Raw genomic sequence first — 21,162 nt, 5'->3', positions numbered from 1 at the left:
CTCCGCGGCATAAGTCAACGCAGACCGCTTCGGTGTTTCAAAACAATATCTGAGGTGATCCGACTGCCGGTACTGCTGTACGTGCGGTTCCCGCCGTCGCTCCGGAACGACAAGGACCTGCTGCATGAGCGCGGCAGAGACGTCAGCCCTGAGACGGTCCGGTCCTGGCTACAAAGGTTCGGGCCGATCGTCGCGGCCGAGACCCGCAAGAGGCGATTGAGTTGGATGCGTTCCTCCCGCTGGCACTTGGACGGGGGTGTTCGTAAGGATGAACGGGGTCCAGCACACCCTCTGATGGGCGGTGGGCGACGAAGGCGGAGTGCCGGAAGCGCTTGTCTCCAGGTACGGAACAAACGGTCCCGGGCAGGCCCAGCGCGGCTGGGCTTCTTTGGCCGGCCCCCACTGAATGGCTCGTGCAGATTGGTGTAGCACGGGTCCTGACGCCACCGGGGCCTGGGCCGATATGAACAAGGGCGTAGGCGTGGCGGTCGAGAGGCTCCGGTAGGAACTGGCGGCGGCCAGGACTCCCCGGACCGGCCAGTCCCATTGGATCAGGGCCGCAACATCTTTCATGACGCGGAGGCGGTGGTCTCGATCGCCGAGAGGACTACCCGGATCGGCCTTGGCTATCGAAGAGGCTCCGGGTCAGGGTGAACACGGTCAGATTGTGCGTTTACGGCGGGCATACAATCCTACAGCTTCATCCTTGCCGGCCTGCGTCAGGGCGACGGCACACCAGAAACGTCAAAGGAGGATGAACCATGCCGTTCATCACCATCCCGAAGCACCTACTCGCAGCGACCGCGCTCTCGGCTCTCCTGGCACCGGCCGCTCAGGCCGATCACTGGGCCGAGGCGTCGCCGGACCAACTTGGCCTGTCCGCAGAGCGGCTCGAACGACTGACAGCGGTGATGCAGGCCTATGTCGATGAGGGTGTCCTGCCCGGCATGGTGATCCTCGTCGCCAAGGATGGTCGGATCGCCTACAGCCGGGCCTTCGGTCATCAGGACGTCGGATCGCAGACGCCCATGACGACGGACACGATCTTCCGCATCGCGTCCCAGACCAAGGCCATCACTTCGGCGGGCGTTCTGCTCCTCCAAGAGGAGGGCAAGCTGCTCGTCGACGATCCGGTGGGCAAGTACATGCCGGAATGGATGGAAACGACGGTCGCAGTCGAGGACGAGGAGGGCGGCTACTACGAGATACCGGCCAAGCGGCCGATCACGATCCGCGATCTGCTGACCCACACCTCGGGCATTCCCTACGGCGCCTGGATCAACGGAGTGACCGACGAGGCTTGGCAGGAGGCCGGCATCACCGGCTGGTACTTCGCCAGCGACGATGAGCCCATCCGCGAGATCGTCAGACGGATGGCCGACCTGCCGATGATCGCCCAGCCCGGCACCGAGTACATCTACGGCAGCAACACCGACATCCTGGGCGCGTTGATCGAGGTCGTGTCGGGCCAGCCGCTCGACGCGTTTTTCCAGGACCGTTTCTTCGACCCGATCGGAATGACCGATACTCACTTCTTCCTGCCCGAAGCCAAGGCCAACCGGCTCGCCACGGTTTATGAGATGACCGAGGAGGGCCTGACGCCCGCTCCTGATGTCGGCGCGATGTGGGACCAAGGCGATTATGTCGTGGGCGACGGACCGAACGTCACCTTCTCGGGCGGCGCGGGGCTGGTATCGACGGCGCACGACTATGCGGCCTTTCTTGAGATGCTGCGGCAAGGCGGCGTTGCGCCAGGCGGCGAACGCATCCTGGCGCCCATGACGGTGACGCTGATGACGACCGACCACCTCGGCGGCATCGAGTTCGAACCGGGCGCGGGGTTCGGCTATGGCTTCGAGGTGGTGCTCGACCCGGGAACGCTCGGGGTCCCGGTCAACGAGGGCGAGTTCCGCTGGGGTGGTGCATATCACTCGACCTATTGGGTCGATCCGGAAGAGGAGATGGTGGTGACCTACTTCACCCAACTCGGCGAAGAGACGATGGATGTCGATGACCATGGCAAGCTGCGTGCCCTGATCTACCAGGCGATCGTGGAGTAGCCTTCTACCGCCGACCGAGCCTCGTTGCTGCCGGCAGGAGCACCGAGGGAGCGCGTGGGAGGACAACATGACCGTGTCCAGCCACGCGCTCAGCAGAAGGGGCCTTGAAGTCCTAGTCCAAGGCAGAGGCCTTGGAGGTCGTAGCGGGCCAGTGACCCAGACGATGCGCATGGGGTTGAGGTGGTACGCGCTGCTCAGGCGTAGGACTTCCTCCACAACCTCGTCGGAGATCGTGCTGGGACGGTAGTGTGACACCGACCGTTTGCTTAGCAAGCCGGCCTCACCCTTGGCTGTGTAGGCTTGCCGTCACCGGTAGAGGCTGGCCGCGCTGATGCCGTCCCCCTGACGTCTCAGGACAGCTTTGCGTACTGCAGTATGCGCACCTTGCGGCGGATCTCCCGCTGGTCTTTGCTCATGGAATCCGCCTTCCCTCTGTCACCGGAGACGTCTCTCTGATGCGGGCAGTCCCGCATGCAAGGTGCGGTTCGTGTACCCGAGAGCCTGTCACGGCAGGCTTGCCACAGTAATTGCCTGGCGGGGCCGAGCCGGGGATCAATCCAGTTTGACCATCATCCGGCCGGGCCTTAGGCAGGGCCGGACAGCAAGATCTCCGCGAGTTCGGTCGCGATGGTCCAGCCAACTCCTCCACATTTTGACTCTGGACTGGTGCATGATGCCTGTTTTCCATCGAACTTCGCTCGTCCCTGCTTTCCCCACGCCGCGTCCAGCCATGAGCGCAGCCATGCTGCGGACGTTGCTCTGCACGGCCTGCGCCATCCTGCCGATCCCGCTCCTGGCGCAGGAAGCGGAGAACCCCCTCGATCTTGGAACTGTGCGGTTCGAGCTTGAGGGCGCGATCGGGCCGGACGGAACCGTGGTGGCCACCCGGACGGCCACCGCGAGCCGGACCGATACGCCGGTCATCGACGTGCCCGCCGCCGTGTCGGTCGTCACCGAGGCCGAGCTCGAACGCCGCGACGTCGAGGACACGACGGACGCTCTGTCCTACACCTCCAGCGTCAGCACCGATGAATATGGCAGCGACGACCGGTACGACTACGTGCGCATTCGCGGATTCTATCAGGCGGGGCTGGGCACCTATCGGGACGGCCTGCCTTCTGGAACCACGAACTTCACTGGCGGCAAGCTGGAGCCCTTCGGTTTGCAGCGGATCGAGGTGCTGAAAGGCTCGACCTCGACGCTGTTCGGGCTCAACACGCCGGGCGGGCTCGTCAACGCGATCACCAAGCGACCGCAGGACCAGCCCTTTGGCGAGTCCACCGTGGCCGTGGGCCCCGAGCATCTGGAGTTCGGCCTCGACGTCGGCCGGCCTCTCGACGCGGCGGGCGAGTGGACCTATCGGCTCACGGCCCTGTCGCAGGATGGCGATAACGGGGCGGAGTACACGGAGGATGACCGCGTGTATGTCGCCCCGGCGTTGACCTGGAAGCCGAGCAACGCGACCGAGATCACCCTGCTCGCCGATTACAGCAAGCGTGACGGGAACCCCGGCCATGCCATCCCTGTCGGCTCTGATATCGATTTCGATACCTTCCTGGGCGAACCCGGGTTCAATGCCATGGACCGGGAAGAGGTCAACCTGGGCTGGGACGCCTCGCACCGCTTCAGCGAGAGCCTGACCTTCCGCCAGACGGCGCGCTACACGACGCTCGACCTCACCTACGAGTCCATCTACGGCGCTGGGCCGACCGCCGCCACGCCCCGCTCGGCCTATGCCGTCTATGGCGAGCTCGAGCGCTTTGCGATCAACAACCAGCTCCAGTACGACGCCACCCTGGGCCGCGTGCGGTCGCGGACCCTGGTCGGCCTGGACTACGTCAACGAGGACGTGTCCGAAACCTTCAACATCGGAACCGCCACCGGCATCGATCCAGAGAACCCCGTCTTCTGCGGCCGCTCCTGCGTGACCATCACCTATGCGGCGGACCAGGTGATGAACAAGGAAAACACCGGCGTCTTCCTGCAGGAGGAGTTGACCGTTGCGGACCGCTGGATTCTGACGCTGGGCAGCCGCTATGACATGGTGACCACCGAGACAGGCCCGCCCGGCGCGACGACGGACTTCGAGGACGAGGCCTTCACCTCGCGTGCGGGCCTGACCTACAAGGCCACGCCGGACCTCTCGCTCTATGGCAACTACTCCGAGTCCTTCCAGCCCACCGGCTCCTATGACCGCGGCCTTCTCGCGACGGGCGTGGAGCCGCAGGAAGGGACGCAGTACGAGGTCGGCGCCAAGTATCGCCCCCTGGGTGGCAACGCGCTGCTTACGGCCTCTCTCTTCGACCTCGCCCAGACCAACCTCGTCACGCAGGTCGCGCCCGCGGTCTACGAGCAGGTCGGCGAGACGCGGGTTCGGGGAGCCGAGGTCGAAGGCAAGTGGGCGATGGGGCAGGGGCTCAGCCTGACGGCCGCCTATGCCTACTGGGATGCCGAGATCGTGGAGAACGGCACGGCCGGGAACGAGGGCAATCGCCCCATGCTCGTGCCCGAGCACACTGCCTCGCTTTGGGCCGACTACACGGTGCCGGGCGAAGGCGCGCGGGGCGATCTGACGGTCGGAGGCGGACTGCGCTACACGGGCCCGAGCTTCTCTGACAATGCCAACACCATTGAAATCGAAGGTATAGCCGTCGTCGATGCGGCGGTGAGCTATCAGGTCACTCAGGATGTGGCGCTGGCCCTGAACGTGTCGAACCTCTTTGACCAGCGTGAGATCGCGTCGGTCGATACCTTCACGAACAACGCCTACTACAATGACGGTCGAGAGGTCCGGGCCCGCCTGACATACAGCTGGTAGGCCGTCGGCGGGAATCGATCACTAAGGTCCCGGCGGGTCGCCAGTCGAGGGCGACCCGATGCGTGCGGCCCCGACGGGCGAGCCAACAAGCGACGGCTCGGGCGCCCGTTATCAGGTTCTCAAACATTTCCGGCTCCCTGCCGCTCGATGCGAATGATCGAGCGGCAGGGCTGTTGCCTTCAGGGCCGCAAGGCCAGGTCGATGAGACCGTCCCAAAGCGCTGTCGCGGTTGGATCCGCGTCGAAAGGGTCGCGCATGAGGCGGAAAGTCGAGATGACGAGCTTGCCACGCCCGAGCCGCTTTTCGATGACGAAGGCGGCCGGGCGGTGAACCCACCCCACGACCGTCCCGGCATGGACCCGGCCCCGGAACTCCCAGGACCGCTGGTGGGTGAGGACCTGGTGCGGGATGACGCGGGCGAAGCCAAGGTCGAGGAGCGGGCCGCCGGGGAGGTGACCGAACACGCCGTCGCGCCGGAGCCAGGGGAAATTGCCTACCCAGTCGCCCCGCCAGATCGTGTTGTGGCGGTTCTGGAGCGCATAGCCGGGAAAGCTGAAGTATGCCTCGGACCGGGTGCCGCCGGGCGCGTCCTCGATCTGGATGGTCATGGGCCCATCGCGCGGTGAGGTGTCGTCGCGCAGCCGCCGCTGACCTTGATCGACGATCTGGAGGTAATGCGCCCCGGCGTGGATGGCCTCGATGCGAGGGCCGTCGAGCATGTCCGTCACGAAGAGTTCGGCGTCCTCGGCCTCGACCTCCTTGTGACCGAGGACGAGGAGCCGTTCGCCGACCAGCGGGCGGTCGGTGCGGAAGCGGACCTGGCGGGCGGGGCCCGACCGTTCGGAGTGGAGGGACAACGCCTCGCGGTTCTCGGCGATCATGCGGCCATCAGGTGCAAGAACCCGGAATTCGATGGCTGCCATCTCAGGGGCACTGACCCGTGGTGCCCGGAGCGTGAGGCTCGCGCCGGTGACCTCCATCGCCCCAGTCTGAGGCAGGGCCACCGTGCCGCTATCGTCGTTCAGGCGCCACTCGAGATGAACACCGTCGGGCAGGCTTTCGCCACCGGTGGCCACCTTGAGATCGAGGTGGATGTCCTGCCCGGCGCGCGCGGCGTGGTGGCGCAGGCCCGGGGCGATCACCACGTCGGTGTTCACGTGGGTCAGGGCCTTGGCGAAGACGCGGGGGTTCCGGGCCATGTCGAGGAGCCCGTTGCCTTCCCAGTGAACATCGGTGAACTCGGTCACCACGTAGCCCGCGATCGGCGCGTGCGAGCGGATGTCCTCGATCTCGAACTTCAGGTTCATGAACTGGTGCCATTGCACCTTCTCGATGAACTGTGTGAAGCTGCCGAACACCTGGTCGAGGCCCAACTCCTCGAAACGCATCTCGATGCCGAGAGGCAGGGCCACGCCCACGGCCCAGGTCGCGCCGTAGGCCGTCCACCAGGGGTCGCGGCCGTCGGCCTCCTTGAGCAGCGCAGGATCGGGCAGGCCCCAAACGCCGAACTCGGACACGACGAGCGGCTCCTGCTTCGTCCACTGAGCCTCGGGCTGGTGGGAGAACGTCCAGTCGGCCGCGCCAGCGAACTCGCGGGACAGGGCCTCCCACTCCTCACGACGGTCCAGCGCCGTCCGATAGTAGTGGAAGTCGTTGATGTCCGTCTTCACGTGGTAGTTCGGGAAGCAGGCGGAGTTGTCCACAACCAGGCGCAGAGGGTCCTCGGCCTTGAGCCAGTCGAACATCTCCACGAGCCAGGTCCGCTGCTCCGCTACCTCGCGCAGGCGGGTGCCCCAGTCCTCGTTGATGAGGGTCCAGATCACGATGGAGGGGTGGTTGCGGTCGCGGGCCAGGATGCCTTCCATCGTCGCCTGCAGGCGGGGGGCCGACTGGGGCGTGAAGGTCTCGATGTTCGGGATCTCGGTCCAGATCAGGATGCCGAGACGGTCGGCCACCTCGTAGTAGCGGGGGTCGGGAACCTTGATGTGGCAACGCAGGAGGTTGAGACCCATGGCCTTGGCCTTGCGGACCTGATCCTCAAGCAGTTCCAGGGACGGCGGCGTGCCGAAGCCGTCGGGATAGTAGTCCTGGTCCAGCGCGCCGCGCATGTAGAAGGGCTGGTCGTTGAGGTAGAAGATGCCGTTGCGCGACTCGAAGCGGCGGAAGCCGAAGCGTTCCTCACAGGAGTCCATGGCCTCGTCGCCGGCGCGCAACGTGGCGCGGAAGGTGTAAAGGGCGGGGCTGTCGGGGGACCAGGGCACGATGGCCGGAAGTGTCATGGCGTGGGACAGTCGGTCGGCGTCGAGATGCAGCGTCTCGCTGTGGAGCGCCTGCCCGGCGGGGTCGATCACCTCGATGGCGACCATCCCCTGGAACGGCCGCGACAGGGCCAGCTGCAGCTCGAGACGGCCCTCTGGCCAGTGGGGGTCGAGCCGGAGCGAGCGGATATGAGTGGCGTGGCGCGCGACGACGCGGACCGACTGCCAGATGCCGCCCTGCGGGCCATACCAGCTCTGCTTGCCATGGGGGATCTCGGCGAAGTTCAGTCCCGGCTCCAGGTCGCGGGCGTCGGGGAGGACGGCATCCACCTCGAGGAGATTGTCATTCTCAAGAAGGTCGGTGGGGATCACCAGATCGAAGGGAAGGTAGCCGCCCTCATGGCGGCCGATCTCGCGGCCGTTGACGCGTACTGTGGCCAACTCGCTCACGGCGCCGAAGTGCAAGGCGACCTCCCGATCGCGCCAGCCGTCCGGCAACGGGAACCGTCGGCGGTAGCTGGCGCGGCCAAAGCTCCAATGAAGGCCGGGCAGGATCTGCCAGGGCGCCGGGACAGGGACCTCGCGCCAGGCTGCGTCGGACTCGTGCCGAAACTCCCACATGCCGTCGAGAGAAAGGTCCGACCGGAGGGCGGTCGCGGCTGACAGGGGGATGGAGGCAGTGACGTTCATCGGCAGTCCTCGGGAGGGTAGAGCGCTGGCTTAGTTAGTCGTCGCCCCAAAGCGGGGCAGGCGGATCGTCGCACCATGACGCGGTGTCTTGGGAAGTGGCGCGACACCCCGAGAGGCTCACGCAAATGGTGTCGGCCCCGGGGCGCAGAAGACCCCGGGGCCGGTGAGGCGAGGCGTCAGCCTCCCCGGTTGGCGCGGCGCAGGATGCGCTCGACCTGCGACTGGGCCCCGTCCAAGGCGGCCTGAGGCTCGGCTCCGGCCAGCCACATCGAGTTGAACTCGGACATGATGGCGTTGTAGATCGCGCGCTGGTTCTGGGTGGTGGGAACGGCGTGGGCGATCTGCGACGTGTTCGCGATTGCGGTCCGGTGCGGCAGCGCTGCGAATTCGGGGCTGTCGAGAACCGACTGGCGCACGGACAGGTGGCCGGTCCGTGACCATTCGAAGTTGTTGTCGTTGAGGAACGTCAGGAAGGCCACGGCGGCGTCGAGCTCCTCCTGCGGACGGCTCTCGTCCGCCGGGATCACCCACATGTGGCTGTCGGCCCAGACCGCATCCTCGCCCATCAGGGCAGGGACGTTGGTCGCCACGTAGGACTTCAGGGGCACGCTGCCGCTTTCGGCTTGGGCGTTGTAAGCGTCCACGACCCAGGTGCCGTTGATGATGATGCCGGCTTGGCCGTTCAGGAAAGCCTGCTCGGCGCCCGCGTAGTCGAGGCCGGTGTCGGCCAGCCCTTCGTCGTAGATCTGCTTGACGAACGTGGCTGCAGCCAGCGCCTCGGGCCCGGTGAGGTTGGCGGAGGTGCCGTCGTCCGAGAGCGTGGTCGCGCCCTGCTGCCACACGAGCGACTGGAAGAAGCGCACCATCATGCCTTCGGCCGACTGCGACTCGGTGGCGATGAAGTTCTGGCCGGTGGCTTCCTCGAACTGCTTGCCCATCGTGATGAACTCTTCGGCCGAGGTGGGCAGGCGCGGGGTGCCATCCTCGTTCACGAAGCCCGCCTGGCTCATCAGGTCCATGTTGATGTGGAACAGCAGCGCATGGAGATCGAAGGGCAGGGCATAGACCTCGTCGTTCGCGCTGGCGTTCTGGAGCGCGGCGGGAACGAAGTCGGCGGTGTCGATGCCAGCCTGCTCGAACAGCGGCCCCAGCGGGGTGAGCAGGTTGCGGCTCACGAAGTCGGGCATCACCGAGGAGTGCATGACCGCCACGTCCGGGATGTTGCCTGTCTGGTAGGTGGCGGTGAGCAGGTCGTAGTAGGCGCCCCAGTCGGCGGTCTGCACCGTGACGGTATGGCCGCCTTCGTTGGTCGCGTTGAACTCGTTCACGAGCGCGGTGATGATCCCGCATTCGCCGTTGGCCTGGGATGCGTCGTTGACGCTGCCGTACTCGTTCTGGCAATCGCCGAAGAAGCGCATGAGCTGGATATCGGCCGCCTGCGCGCCCCCGGCCGTTAGGGCGGTAGTCAGGGCGAGGCCCGCGAGGGCCTTCTGGTGATGCATCTTATCCTCCGTGTCGATGCGGTTCAATGGGGCCCTGCCTTGCCGGCGGGGAGGGTTGATCACTTGCCGGCGCTCATTGCGACGCCCGCCACGATGAAACGCTGGAAGATCAGGAACAGAAGCACGATGGGCAGGGAGGCGAACACCGCCGACGCCATCACCGAACCCAACCCCTCGGACATCGCAAAGTTGCCTTGAATCGAGGCCAGACCCACCGTGACGGTGTACATGTCAGCGTCCGTGGCCGAAACGAGCGGCCACAGGAAGTCGTTCCAGGCGTGGATGAAGGTGAACAAGCCCAGCGTCGTCAGCGCCGGAACCGACAACGGCAGCATGATCCTGAAGAAGATCGTGAAGCGCGACGCATGATCGAGTTCTGCGGCCTCCTCCAGTTCGCGCGGGACGGCGCGGAAGAACTGCATCATCAGGAACACGCCAATGGGAACCGCGACGCGCGGCATCACAAGGGCCGCATGCGTGTTGTGGATGCCCCAGTCCGCGAACATCTGGTGCAGAGGCAGGAAGACCGCCTGCTCGGGGATCATCAGACCGGCGATCATCAGGGCAAAGATCGTGCGCTTGAACGGGAACTGCAGGCGGGCGAAGGCATAGCCCGCCAGAGAGGACACGGTCAGCACGAGCAGCGTCATGCCGATGGCGACGATCAGGCTGTTGACGAGCCAGCGCGGCACGGTCGCGAGCTGGATGAGGTTCGTGTAGTTCTCGATGGTGAAGGGGTAGGGGATGAAGCCCCAGGTGGAGCGCATGAGCTCCGCATTGGGCTTGAGCGACATGGTCACCACCCAAATGACCGGCAGAAGCCAGAGGGCCGCAACGATGATCGTGATGGCCAGGAGGAGGCGGTCGCCCCAAAGGGCCCAGCCCGTGCGCGCGGCGGTCATTGGTCGTCCCCTTGGCGGCCCAGCCAGAGCTGGAGCATGGAGAAGATCATCATCAGCACGAAGAGCACCATCGCCATGGCCGCGCCGTAGCCCACCAGCCAATCGCGGAACGATGTTTCGTAGATGTACTGGACGAGGGTGCGTGTGGAGTTGGCGGGACCGCCCTGAGTCATCAGGAAGGGCTGGCCAAAGATTTGGAGCTGCGCCACGATCTGGAGCACCACGACGAGAACCACCGTATGGCGGATCGAGGGCAGGGTGATCCGCCAGAACACCGACCAGCGCGAGGCGTGGTCGAGCTCGGCCGCCTCGTAGAGTTCCTTCGGGATTGAGCCGAGCGAGGCTAGAAACAGCGCCATGGGGAGCCCTACGCCCCACCAGAGCGTGGTTACGACGATTGCAGGCATGGCCCAGGTCGGACTGCCCAGGAAGTTGAAGGGAGTGCCCCCGAAGAACTGAACCACGGGTGCGATCAAGCCGCGGTCGGGGGACAGGACCATCGCCCACACCAGCGTCACCACGGTGACCGAGAAGACCGAGGACAGGAAGAAGATCGAACGGCAGACTGCCCGGATGCGCCCGGGCCCCTGCACCGCGAGCGCCAGAAGAAGCGCGACCAGCGTCATCGACGGCACGGTCATGGCCGCAAACTTCAGCGTGTTGCCGGCTGCGCGCCAGAAGACCGGGTCGGACCAAAGATCCTGGTAGTTCAAAGTCCCGATCCAGCCATAGTCGCCGCCCATCAGATCCCAGTCACGGAAGCTGATCCAGATTCCCAGGAACAGCGGGTAGACCAGAAGAACGAGGTAGACCACGAGGAAGGGCGCGAGGAACAAGAGCGCGGTCAGCCAATCGCGGCGCTTGGCGGGGCTTTGGGGCACCTTGGTCCGAGGCTCGGCGACAGGGAGGACGCGGGTCTGGGTGGCGGCCGTCATTGGTGGTCCCCCTCAGGCAGGGTGATCGAGAGCTCCCGCGCGTCGAAGACATGACGAATGCCAGGGCCAAGGGCGAAGCGGACATCCGCACCCACGGCCGGCGGGCGGCGGTCGCGGAGTTCAGCCACCATGGTCGTACCATCGGCCAGGGTGGCGTAGACGAGCTGCACGGCACCCAGCTGCTCCACGACTTCCACCCGGCCCGGCAGGGGGCCGTCCAGGGCGATCTGGAGCATCTCGGGCCGAAGGCCCAGGGTCACGGCGTCGCCGGGGTTCGCCGTCCCGGGGCGGACCAAGGCGGACAGGCGGGTGCCGCCTGCGAGCTCGACCAAGATCTCGTTGCCTTGGGACGCAGCGACACGGCCCTTGATGAAGTTAATCTTGGGGGCGCCAAGGAAGCCCGCGACGAACATGTTGGCGGGGCGTTCGTAGAGGTCCAGGGGGGCGCCCACCTGCTCGATGACCCCGGCGCGCAGGACGACGATGCGATCGGCCATGGTCATGGCCTCGGTCTGATCGTGGGTCACGTAGATCATCGTCGCGTCCAGGCGATGATGGAGGCGGGCAATTTCGGTCCGCATCTGGACGCGCAGGTTGGCGTCGAGGTTCGACAGCGGCTCGTCGAAAAGGAAGACCTTGGGCTCACGCACGATGGCCCGGCCGATGGCGACGCGCTGGCGCTGGCCGCCCGACATGGCGCGGGGCTTGCGATCGAGATAGCGGTCGAGCTGGAGGATCTCGGCGGCCTTCGCGATGCGGCTGTCGATCTCGGGTCGGGGGGTGCCGATGTTGCGCAGGCCGAAGGCCATGTTGTCGCGCACGCTCATGTGCGGGTAGAGCGCATAGTTCTGGAACACCATCGCCACGCCCCGGTCACGGGCAGCGGTATCGTTGACGCGCTCTCCACCGATGAGCACGTCGCCGCGCGTCACCTCCTCGAGGCCCGCGATCATGCGCATCAGCGTGGACTTGCCGCATCCGGATGGGCCCACGAAGACCACGAACTCGCCTTGGCCTACGTCGAGCGACACGTCGTGGATGACGTCCACGTTGCCGTACGACTTGGACACCCCACGTAAGGCAACCTCGGCCATCACGTCTCCTCCTCGGGTCGGGCAATGATCAGTTATATTTTTGAGCGTTTATTATTGATGTTGAACAGCATGTCAAGGAGTGTATGATCCGAGCGATCAACAAGCGAAAAGCCAAGTGCCGTGCCGAAGAAGCCCACCATGACCGACATTGCCCGGGCGTGTGGTGTTTCCCAGGCGACCGTGTCCCTGGTCCTGAACAACGCGCCTGGAACCCGCATCTCGGCCGCCACCCGCGAGGCGGTCCTGGCCAAGGCCGAGGAGATCAACTACCGCCGCGTGAACCCCGATCGCGGGCGTCGGCCCCTGATAGCCATGCTGATCAACGAAGCGTCCTCGTCGCAGCATGTCGGGGGGCTGATCGACGGGGTGGCCGGGGCCGCGGCCGAGTTGGGTCTCATGGCCTTGATGCTGCCGACCGGCGAGGATGAGGCCGTCGAGGCAGCGGCGATCGATCTGCTGGCGAGGCTCCCGGTCGTCGGGGTCATCTACGCGCGCCTCATCACACAGGCGGTCAAACCACCCCCCAGCCTCGCCGCCTGGCCAACGATCCTGCTCAACTGCCATACGTCGGATGCATTGTTTCCGAGTGTTGTTCCCGGCGACTTGGCCGCAGGCATCACGGCCACGCTGGCGCTGCTGGATGCCGGTCACCAACGGGTGGGCTTCATCGGAGGGGATCAGATTGTGGAAGCTGCTCGCGAGCGGCTCAAGGGCTATCGCCGGGCGCTCGCCATGCGCGACGTACCCTATGATCCCGCCCTCGTGGTGAAGGGGGGCTGGACGATCAGCGGCGGACGAGACGGCTTGCACTACCTCCTTGACCTGCGGGACCCGCCGACGGCGGTATTCTGCTTCTGTGACCGTACCGCGATCGGGGTTTATGCCGCAGCTGCCGAAGCGGGCCTACGCATTCCCGAAGACCTGTCGATCATCGGCTTCGACAACGAAGACTTCTCGGCCGATCTCGACCCGCCGCTTACCACCATGGAACTTCCGCACGCCGACATGGCACGCCACGCTGTCGAGGAATTGCACAGGCCTGTCAGCCTGCCCAAGTCGCGCCCGAGTCATCAGCGCATGAAGTTCGACTGCCCGCTCGTCAAACGTCGATCCGTGGCCTCTCGCCGTCAGGTGCTGGAACAGTCAGCCGCGGCCGCCGACCCCCGGTCCCGGAGCCAGCTCTAGCCCCCGGGCCCGAATCCGTGCGGCTTGGGCCATTCGACAGGGACATGTTCATGAAGGATCAAGTCTCGGCTGGTAACAACCGGACCGGACAAGGAGGGTACGGATGAACGACTTGCATGGTATAGGCTGCGCAGGCTGTCGCACCCCACTCGATTTCGACTTCACCATGGCGTTCCAGCCGATCCTGGACCTTTCGACCCAGACCGTCTTCGCGCATGAAGCGCTGGTCAGGGGGCTGCAAGGCGAAGGCGCGGCGACGATCCTGGGCCGCGTGGACGAAACCAACCGCTTCGCTTTTGATCAGCTCTGCCGGGTCAAGGCCGTGGAACTGGCCTTTGAACTGGGCCTGCCAGCCGTCAGCATCAATTTCATGCCCAACGCGGTCTATGATCCCGCCAATTGCCTGCGTACCACGCTCGACGCCGCGCGGCGGACGGGGACCCCGCTCAACCGCATCATCCTGGAAGTCACGGAAGGCGAGAAGGTGGAGGACGCCGGTCATCTTCGCCGCATCCTTGAAACCTACAAGCGCTCGGGCCTGGTGACTGCATTGGACGACTTCGGGGCAGGATATTCCGGGTTGAACCTCCTGGCAGATTTCCAGCCCGACATCCTCAAGCTCGACATGGCACTCACACGCGGGATCGACACCCACCGCCCGCGCCAGGCCATCGTGGCCGCCGCGGTAGGCCTCTGCCGCGCCTTGTCCATCACCCCCATAGCCGAAGGTGTTGAAACCGAAGACGAGATGCGGACACTGAGGGATATCGGGATCGATCACATGCAAGGATACCTGTTCGCCAAGCCCCGCATCGGGGCCCCGGCCCCGATTTCCTGGGCGGCGTTGCCCAGCGCCCAGGTGGCTTGAGGTTTGTTCGGCCCGGATGCGAGTTCTCCGGCCCGCAGGGGAGCTTCACGGCGGTGGATTGGCTCAGTGGGACCCGAAGACGGGCCGTCCCTTGCGGGGTGGGGCCGATCATCTGTTTCGACCCGGTCCAAGACCTCGGATCGGGCCCTTACGGGACGGCCATCCTGGTCGGCTTCGCTGTCGGAGAACGAGTAGGAAAGGCCGGGCATGATGTGGCGTACGGACATGAAATGGGCCGGTGTCATGGTCCTCCTGACGGCGCTCGTGATCGGCGCCCTGGTGCTCAGCTATAGGGAGCAGGCCGAGGGCGATCTGCGGGTTCAGGCTCGGGACGCGTCGGAGCAGCGGATCAGTTCGCTGAAAACGCTGCTGTCAATCATGCAGGATATCGAGTCGGGCCAGCGCGGCTTCGTCATCACCGGTCTCGACGAGTACCTTGAGCCCTATGACGCGGCCCTGTTGCGGCTGGCAGGAGCGATCGGGAGCCTGCGCCAGGGTTATGCCGGCCAGCCTCACCTGCGCCTGGAGATGGCCGCCATCTACCGGCTTGCGGACCAGAAGAAGGAAAGGGCTGCCTCGGTCATCGCGGTCCGTCGCACCCAGGGCTTTGAAGCCGCACGAGAGATGATGCTCGACCGTGTCGGCAAGCGGATCATGGACGCGCTGCGGAGCGAGATCGCGTTCATGACCTCGATCGAACATACGCATGTGCTGAAGTCCGAGCAGGACTATGCCGCCACCCTGATCCAGAGCCGAAGGGCGTTCCTCTTTCTGTCTGCCGTGACCTTTGTCAGCATGGGCATCCTTCTTTGGCTGGCCGCGCGGGAGATGCGGGCCTCACAGCAAGCCAACGCCAGGTTGAGCTACTTGGCGGATCATGATCCGTTGACCGGTCTTGCAAACCGCCGGTTCCTGCACGGCACTTTGGAACAGGCGCTGAGTGCCGGACCGCTTCCAGGACAGCGCCACGGCTTGTTCATCCTTGATCTCGACGGGTTCAAGGCGGTCAACGACCAACTCGGTCATGAGGCTGGCGATCGGTTACTGGTGGAGGTCGCCGACCGACTGAAAGCGGTCACCCGCGCCTCGGACGTTCTGGCGCGCCTCGGAGGAGACGAGTTTGCATTGTTCATGCCCGATCTTTCCTTTCAGAGCGAGGATCAAGAGATCACCGCGCGGCTTCGCTGTGCCATCGCCTTGATCGACCCTCCTCACCACGCGGCCCGGATCTCTGCGAGTATCGGCCTTGCCGTCTTCCCGGATGAGGTGCGCTCAAGTTCAGAGCTTCTTCGTCTGGCAGACGAGCGGATGTACCAGGACAAAAGAGGCGCAAAGAACCCGCTCGGTCAAACTGGTCCGCAACGCGCCGTGTCGTAGCGTTCATGAGAGGCCACTGCAGATCCCAGTCAGCCCCGGTGCGCTGGATCGGACCGACCTGATCGCACGCCGCATCAAACCGCCCGATCGACGGATCCACGTTCGGGGGGCACCCCGGATGATTGCCGAGGAGTTAAGCCTCTGACCGGTGTGCGGTGGCACTCAGTCTTCCGCTCCAGTTCGGGCTTGCGCCGATGTACGGCCTCCGCTGGCTGCGATCCGGTCCGATTGCCGCGCGGGGCGCCGGCTTTCTTGGGACGCGGCAATCATATTCGGCCTATGGAGGAACGCATGATCCTGCAGCCGCTACTCCGTTGGGTAGTCCTAAGGTTGGAGTCGTGGAGTTCCTGAGCGATAGCGAAGCGATTCGTGCCCAGCAGTGGCGAACCTGAGGCTGCCGGTTGATCCGTTCACCCATCGACTTCGCTACCCCTGTCCTGTTCCAGCTAGGTTGCCCGAGGCTGGGCAGCGGGAGCTCTGCGAGGCCCGGAGGCACTACGGCCGCAACGAAGATACCGTCAGCGCAGTAGGCCGGCCATTCAGGGGCTTTCATCACAGCACGCCGGCTCGCGGGCAGATTGCCCGAGCCTGGACCGTCGTGGCCAAGCCTTGAAGCAACGGTGAGCGCAGCGACGCGCCTTGCCCAACAGGCTGCTGGGTCAATCCCGGAAGGTTTGGAGGCGAACAGGTCATTGTACCTACAAACAACGGCTCAGGTCGTCGCCATCGCCGAAACCACGAGACCTGTGACGATCAGGGCCAATCCGACCGCGCGACCGAAGTTGACGGTTTCATACTCCATCAACACCCCGACCAGGGTCAGCGCGACCATCGCGGTCGCGGTGATGGCCGTATAGGTGAGGCTTAGCGGAAAGCTCCGGATCGCCGTCACGAAGGTTCCGATAAGGATCGTGCCACTCAGCACCGAGATCCAAACCCAGGGTGAGAGGAGAACGCTGGCCAGCATCTCGCGCGGTTGGCCAGGCGTGAAGGCCTTCGCGGTCTGCCTGAGGCTCAGGTTGAGGACGACATTCGCCGCCGCTGCCATGAGGATGAGGAACCAATGGGTCATCGGCTTAGGCCTCCGAAGGCTCGAAATCGGGTGACGGCCGGCCGAGTGGCCAATTGCGCCAGGGCTAGCCCGGCAAGTAGGGCCATGAACGGGACGGATGGCATATGGTACCGGTCCCCGGCAACAACGATGGCATGAATTGCCGTGAAGTAGGCCCAACCCGCGACAACGGGGTGGAAGAGCCCGCGAACACCCTCCCGGGAGAGCAGCATGACAAAACCCGCCAAGGCAAGGCCCAGGACGACGAACCAGTAGCCGGTCAGCAAGAGCTTGAGGGGCAGGAGAGCCGCCGCGCCGAGCCGGGACGTGATGCCCGGCTCGTTCCAAGCCACGCCGATGCTCTCCCAGGAGTGCATGAGCAACGCCTTCTCGATCGTGCGGCGCACGAAGGTGCCTGGCTCGGAGCGAATGTGGTTCTTGGCCTGTTCCAGCAGGGCGTCGGACCGCTCGACCTCTCCCATCCCCTCCGTCCAGGCCGGGAGCGGCATGTAGTCCCCCTCGCTTTCGGGGTTGTTCCCCATCCAGAAGTTGGCCCCGAAATTGGTGGACATCAGGACCGGCTCCCCGAAAACCTGAAAATTCCGGTATGTCCAAGGCGCCACGAGGGCCAGGATCACCGCCATGGCCACGGCGCAGTTCGCCCCAGCCCGCAGGAACCGCCTCGGTCCACCCGGAATTGCCGAGATCAGGAGCGCCACTGGAAACAGCAGGATGATCGGCCGCATGTAGCAGGCTGCCGCCCAGCAAACCCCAGCCAGAACGATATCCGTCCATCGAGTTTCATCACCTCGGCTCCAGAACCATAGCCCGGCCACGGTGAACAGGATGAAGTAGAGTTCGCTCGACAGGATGGTGGTGAACAGGATCAGGTTCGGCCACAGCGCAATCGTGCAGGCGGCGCAAAGACCCGCGATCCGCCCGAAGTATCGAGTGCCGAGCCGTTCGACGAAAGCCGCGGTGACTAGCGCCGCGACGATGTTCAGCGTCACGATGCCCCAATAGCTGTCGCCCAGGATCGTGTAGGTCGCAGCCGCCAACGCTGACGCGCCGACAGCCCAATAGGCACTTGGCTCGTCGGGACGGAAGCCGAAGACTCCATGCTCCACGATGTTGCGGGCCAGCGTGTCATAAGCGGCGCTGTCGGACACCGGCTCCACTGGGATCAGCAGGGCCCAAGCCAGCCTGAGCAAAAGCCCCAGGACAAGGATCGCCAGAAGAGGATCCTGCAGGCGCTGCGTCACAGCATCGTCCCCAGGACCGCGCAGGCGACGATGATCCCGGCGCAGGCCAGGCTGTTCGGGTCGCGGGCCGCGAATACCACGGGGTCGTCATGCATCCAGCCCCGATGGGTCACCATGACCATGCGGCTCAGCCAGTAGAGGAGGACGAGGCAAACCCCCGAAAGCACGGACGGCGTGGAGTAGAGAACCTGCACGTCATCGGATTCGAGGTAAAAAGCCAGGATGAGGACCGAGACATAGCCCGACGACACGGCCATGTTCGCCACGAATGGCAGGTCGCCGACGGTGTAGCCGCGACCATGCGCCTTGACCTCGCCCGACGCGGCGCCGCTGACGAGTTCGGCCTGCCGCTTCATCGCTGCCAAAGCGAAGAAGAAGAAGATCGAGAAGCCGAGGAGCCACATCGAAAGAGGTATGCCGGTCGCGACGGCCCCCGCGATGATCCGCAACGTGTAGAGACCTGCCAACACGCAGATGTCGATGACGATCCGTCGCTTGAGATCGAAGGAATAAAGGACGGTCGTGACGTAATAGCCCAGCATGACAAGGACGAAGGTCCACCCGAGAACGAGCGAGATCGCCAACCCAGCCACCAGCAACCCCGGAGCGAGGAGCGTTCCGTAGAAGAGCGGCAGCGCTCCCGATGCGAAGGGCCGTGCCCGCTTTCTGGGATGCGCCCGGTCCGAGGCGAGATCCAGAAGATCGTTCAGGATGTATACGCTTGACGCGATCAGGCTGAACGCGACGGCCGCCAGTAGGGCCTGCCCGATCGTGACGAGGTCGAACTGGTGGGCTGCCAGCATGGGCAGAAAGACCAGGACATTCTTGACCCACTGATGCGGCCGTAGAGCCCTGACGAGCGGACGGGCATGGCTACCCCGCGTGCGGAGGTGCTCGGCCTCACAGGTCAGATCCTCGACCCTCCGTCGCAGGGTGTCGGGCGCGTCCACGGTGACGGCGCGCGTGGCCCGTTGCCATATGGCGTAATCGGCATGGGTATCGCCCATGTAGGTGAAGCCCTGAGGAAAGCGCCTCACCAGGAAGTCGGCCTTTTGCGGACCTTTGAGGTTGGTGATCCCATCAGAGCCGTGGACTTCATCGAACAGGCCGAGATGCGCCGCCACCGCCGCCACCACGGCCTGATCCGAAGCCGATACCAGGGCCGTGCGCCCGCCACGCTGGCGCCAGCGTTGGATGTAGGAGACGACATCCTCGTTGTACGGCAAGGATTTGACGCTGAATGCGCTGAGTTCGAACAACTGGCGCTTGAGATGGGCTTTGCCGCCCATCAGGGCGCGGCACACCGGAATCACATTGCCCCAATGCTTTGACAGTGCAGTCCAGAATGTCTCGTAGAGGAGGTCTGATCGAGTCAGAGTGCCGTCCAGATCGACGACCAGAATGCCGGGATCATTGCTTTCGGGCGAACTTAGTGCCGGGGAAACGTCAAAGCCAACCATATACGCCATGTAACTCAACCCTCAGTAGAGAGAGGCAACGCAAAGCTTAATCCAGTGGGACCCCATTTTCAGGGTTGATCATCGCCCAAGCAGGCAAGTCAGGCAACAGCAATCGGCCTGCCGTTGCGGGCGCCAGATCTGCAATCGCGACCTGCTTCGATGACTGCTGGCGCGGTCCTGCTGGCTGCAGTCGTGTCCGATGCTTGCGACCGGGCTGTCGTTTCCATTTTGGGGAAGCTTGGCCCTTGAGCCTTGCCTTGACGTGCCAGGACCATGGATCTTCGTCCCCGTCCGGCTCGAGGCTCCTGACCCTCTGAGGCAGTCAGACGGCAAGGGTGGCCACCGGAAGAGCGCACTGAAGCCCGCGCTCCATGCTCCTTCGCCCGGGGGAGCGGTGAGCCTCCGATGGCCAAGAACAGGATGAAGCGGCCTAAAGCCCGCAAATAACCTCAAATGGAGGGATGAGCCACTTCTTTGCTGTATGGGCCGGGCTGCTTCGCTGCTGCGACTCGAGCGTGTGGAAAGGTTCGACCCGTGCACGGTTCGGCCAAGCCTACGGCACGATCGGACGACACTGACTAGGACGGGTCTGCGTTGCAGCGAGGCTAGAGCCCCATCAATGCGAGCGCCGCGCGGCCGTTCGGGCCATAGGGGTTGCCCAGCGTCTCCCACATGTCCTGGTGAAAGTAGTCACGTCCCACAACGAGCTGCACGGGCTTGCCGGCGGCCTTGAGCGCGTTGGCGAAATCTTGGGCCTGGCGCTGGAACTCGGGCGTTTCCAGGGTGCCGTGGGAGACCACCACCGGCGCGTTGATCCGGTCGAGATGGCGCTGCGGGCTCATGGCGTCCACCATCGCGTCGGTGAAGGCGATGTAGGCCTTTCGCCAGGACAGCCGGACAGGCTCCAGGTCGTAGATCCCGCTCATGAGGAGCCCGCCCTTCACGGCGTCCGAGGGCAATCCGAACTCTCTCCAGTCGGTCGTCATGGCCACGCCTGCCAAGTGCCCGCCCGAGGAGTGCCCCCCGATGAAGATCCGCGACGGGTCGCCTCCGAAGGTTGCGGCGTTCCGCGCCACCCAAGCGATACCGCGCTGCACCTGATCGGCCATCCGGCCCAGGTCACCGCCGAGTTCATTCACGGGCGAGAAGTCGAGCGCGATGAAATGCGCTCCTCGGTCCAGGAACATCTCGGCCGCGAACCCCGCCAGGCTGGCGTCCAGATAGAGCCAGATCCCGCCATGCAAGAAGACGAAGACGGGCCCGCCTGCCTGTGGTGCCTTGTAGATGTCCATGGCCTCGTCCGCGCCCTCGCCATAGGCCACGCGCTCCGGGTAGCCCCGCCGGACGCGCAGATCGAAGCTGAGCGCCGAGAGGCGCGAATTCACCGCCTCGGTATGGGGCTGGTAGAACTCCTGGTTATACGCCGCATCAAGCTCGTCCTGGTCATAGTCTCGCCAGACATGCGGACCCTCCACATGACCGGGCAGACCAAGGTCGCAGACAGGCTGCGCAAGAACCGGAGCCGCAAGGAGGCCTGCGCCAGCCGTGAGAGCGGCGCGACGGGTGATCGACGACTGGGCGGGATGCATCGAATAGTCCCTTTCTAGCTCCGAGGGCTGAGGCGACGGCTGCATCCGCCCCACATGTCCAGATCCGACCTCATCGCAGGCGGTCAGTCCCAACGGTCTAGGAGCCCCTCG

The 21,162-nt window shown here is 64.8% G+C and carries 14 protein-coding genes and 1 pseudogene; 6 read left to right on the top strand and 9 right to left on the bottom strand.

Going from position 1 to position 21,162, the window contains the following annotated elements:
* Positions 1-9 precede the first annotated feature (9 nt).
* The 3 genes and pseudogenes from FHG66_RS22810 to FHG66_RS01650 form a co-directional block, all read left to right on the top strand.
* A pseudogene (locus tag FHG66_RS22810) lies at positions 10-292 on the top strand (IS6 family transposase); the annotation flags it as partial.
* Positions 293-761: 469 nt separating this feature from the next.
* On the top strand, positions 762-2,060 hold the full coding sequence (locus FHG66_RS01655) for a serine hydrolase domain-containing protein (protein ID WP_139074943.1): 1,299 nt from the start codon (positions 762-764) through the stop codon (positions 2,058-2,060).
* 742 nt (positions 2,061-2,802) lie between these two features.
* Entirely contained in the window at positions 2,803-4,878 is a 2,076-nt protein-coding gene (locus FHG66_RS01650) for a TonB-dependent siderophore receptor (protein ID WP_176556078.1), read from the top strand.
* Between the two features lie 179 nt (positions 4,879-5,057).
* Here FHG66_RS01650 and FHG66_RS01645 read toward each other — a convergent pair whose 3' ends face one another.
* The 5 genes from FHG66_RS01645 to FHG66_RS01625 form a co-directional block, all read right to left on the bottom strand.
* Positions 5,058-7,826 (bottom strand): glycoside hydrolase family 2 protein, encoded by a 2,769-nt coding sequence (locus tag FHG66_RS01645; RefSeq protein WP_139074941.1) that lies wholly within the window; start codon positions 7,824-7,826, stop codon positions 5,058-5,060.
* A 176-nt stretch (positions 7,827-8,002) separates the two neighbouring features.
* Positions 8,003-9,328, bottom strand: a complete 1,326-nt coding sequence (locus tag FHG66_RS01640; protein ID WP_139074940.1) for an extracellular solute-binding protein — start codon at positions 9,326-9,328, stop codon at positions 8,003-8,005.
* Between the two features lie 59 nt (positions 9,329-9,387).
* Positions 9,388-10,230: a carbohydrate ABC transporter permease gene (locus FHG66_RS01635; protein ID WP_139074939.1), complete on the bottom strand. Its 843-nt coding sequence runs from the start codon at positions 10,228-10,230 to the stop codon at positions 9,388-9,390.
* Positions 10,227-11,165, bottom strand: coding sequence for a carbohydrate ABC transporter permease (locus FHG66_RS01630; protein WP_139074938.1), 939 nt, complete (start codon positions 11,163-11,165; stop codon positions 10,227-10,229). The genes FHG66_RS01635 and FHG66_RS01630 overlap by 4 nt, the downstream gene beginning before the upstream one ends.
* On the bottom strand, positions 11,162-12,259 hold the full coding sequence (locus FHG66_RS01625) for an ABC transporter ATP-binding protein (protein ID WP_139074937.1): 1,098 nt from the start codon (positions 12,257-12,259) through the stop codon (positions 11,162-11,164). Before FHG66_RS01625 ends, FHG66_RS01630 begins: the two co-directional genes overlap by 4 nt.
* A gap of 138 nt (positions 12,260-12,397) precedes the next feature.
* On the opposite strand from FHG66_RS01625, the gene FHG66_RS01620 reads away from it, so the two are divergent.
* The 3 genes from FHG66_RS01620 to FHG66_RS01610 all read left to right on the top strand — a co-directional run bounded on the left by FHG66_RS01620 (position 12,398) and on the right by FHG66_RS01610 (position 15,689).
* A complete protein-coding gene (locus FHG66_RS01620) occupies positions 12,398-13,444 on the top strand; it encodes a LacI family DNA-binding transcriptional regulator (protein ID WP_218013767.1) in 1,047 nt (348 codons plus the stop codon).
* Positions 13,445-13,547: 103 nt separating this feature from the next.
* Positions 13,548-14,312 (top strand): EAL domain-containing protein, encoded by a 765-nt coding sequence (locus tag FHG66_RS01615; protein ID WP_139074935.1) that lies wholly within the window; start codon positions 13,548-13,550, stop codon positions 14,310-14,312.
* Positions 14,313-14,519: 207 nt separating this feature from the next.
* On the top strand, positions 14,520-15,689 hold the full coding sequence (locus FHG66_RS01610) for a diguanylate cyclase domain-containing protein (RefSeq protein WP_139074934.1): 1,170 nt from the start codon (positions 14,520-14,522) through the stop codon (positions 15,687-15,689).
* A 712-nt stretch (positions 15,690-16,401) separates the two neighbouring features.
* On the opposite strand, the gene FHG66_RS01605 is transcribed toward FHG66_RS01610, so the two are convergent.
* The 4 genes from FHG66_RS01605 to FHG66_RS01590 form a co-directional block, all read right to left on the bottom strand.
* Positions 16,402-16,761 carry a hypothetical protein gene (locus FHG66_RS01605; protein ID WP_139074933.1) on the bottom strand — a complete coding sequence of 120 codons (360 nt, stop codon included), beginning with the start codon at positions 16,759-16,761 and terminating at the stop codon, positions 16,402-16,404.
* A complete protein-coding gene (locus FHG66_RS01600; protein WP_176556077.1) occupies positions 16,758-18,002 on the bottom strand; it encodes an ArnT family glycosyltransferase in 1,245 nt (414 codons plus the stop codon). Before FHG66_RS01600 ends, FHG66_RS01605 begins: the two co-directional genes overlap by 4 nt.
* Positions 17,999-19,471 carry a UbiA family prenyltransferase gene (locus FHG66_RS01595; protein ID WP_246082414.1) on the bottom strand — a complete coding sequence of 491 codons (1,473 nt, stop codon included), beginning with the start codon at positions 19,469-19,471 and terminating at the stop codon, positions 17,999-18,001. Before FHG66_RS01595 ends, FHG66_RS01600 begins: the two co-directional genes overlap by 4 nt.
* Before the next feature lie 596 nt (positions 19,472-20,067).
* Positions 20,068-21,051, bottom strand: a complete 984-nt coding sequence (locus FHG66_RS01590) for an alpha/beta hydrolase (protein ID WP_176556076.1) — start codon at positions 21,049-21,051, stop codon at positions 20,068-20,070.
* Positions 21,052-21,162: the final 111 nt, after the last annotated feature.

This window comes from Rubellimicrobium rubrum (genome assembly GCF_006152115.1).
In the GTDB taxonomy this organism is placed as follows: Bacteria; Pseudomonadota; Alphaproteobacteria; order Rhodobacterales; family Rhodobacteraceae; genus Rubellimicrobium; species Rubellimicrobium rubrum.
The sequence above is the reverse complement of the archived record's forward strand: the minus strand, read 5'-3'. Positions and strand labels throughout refer to the sequence as shown.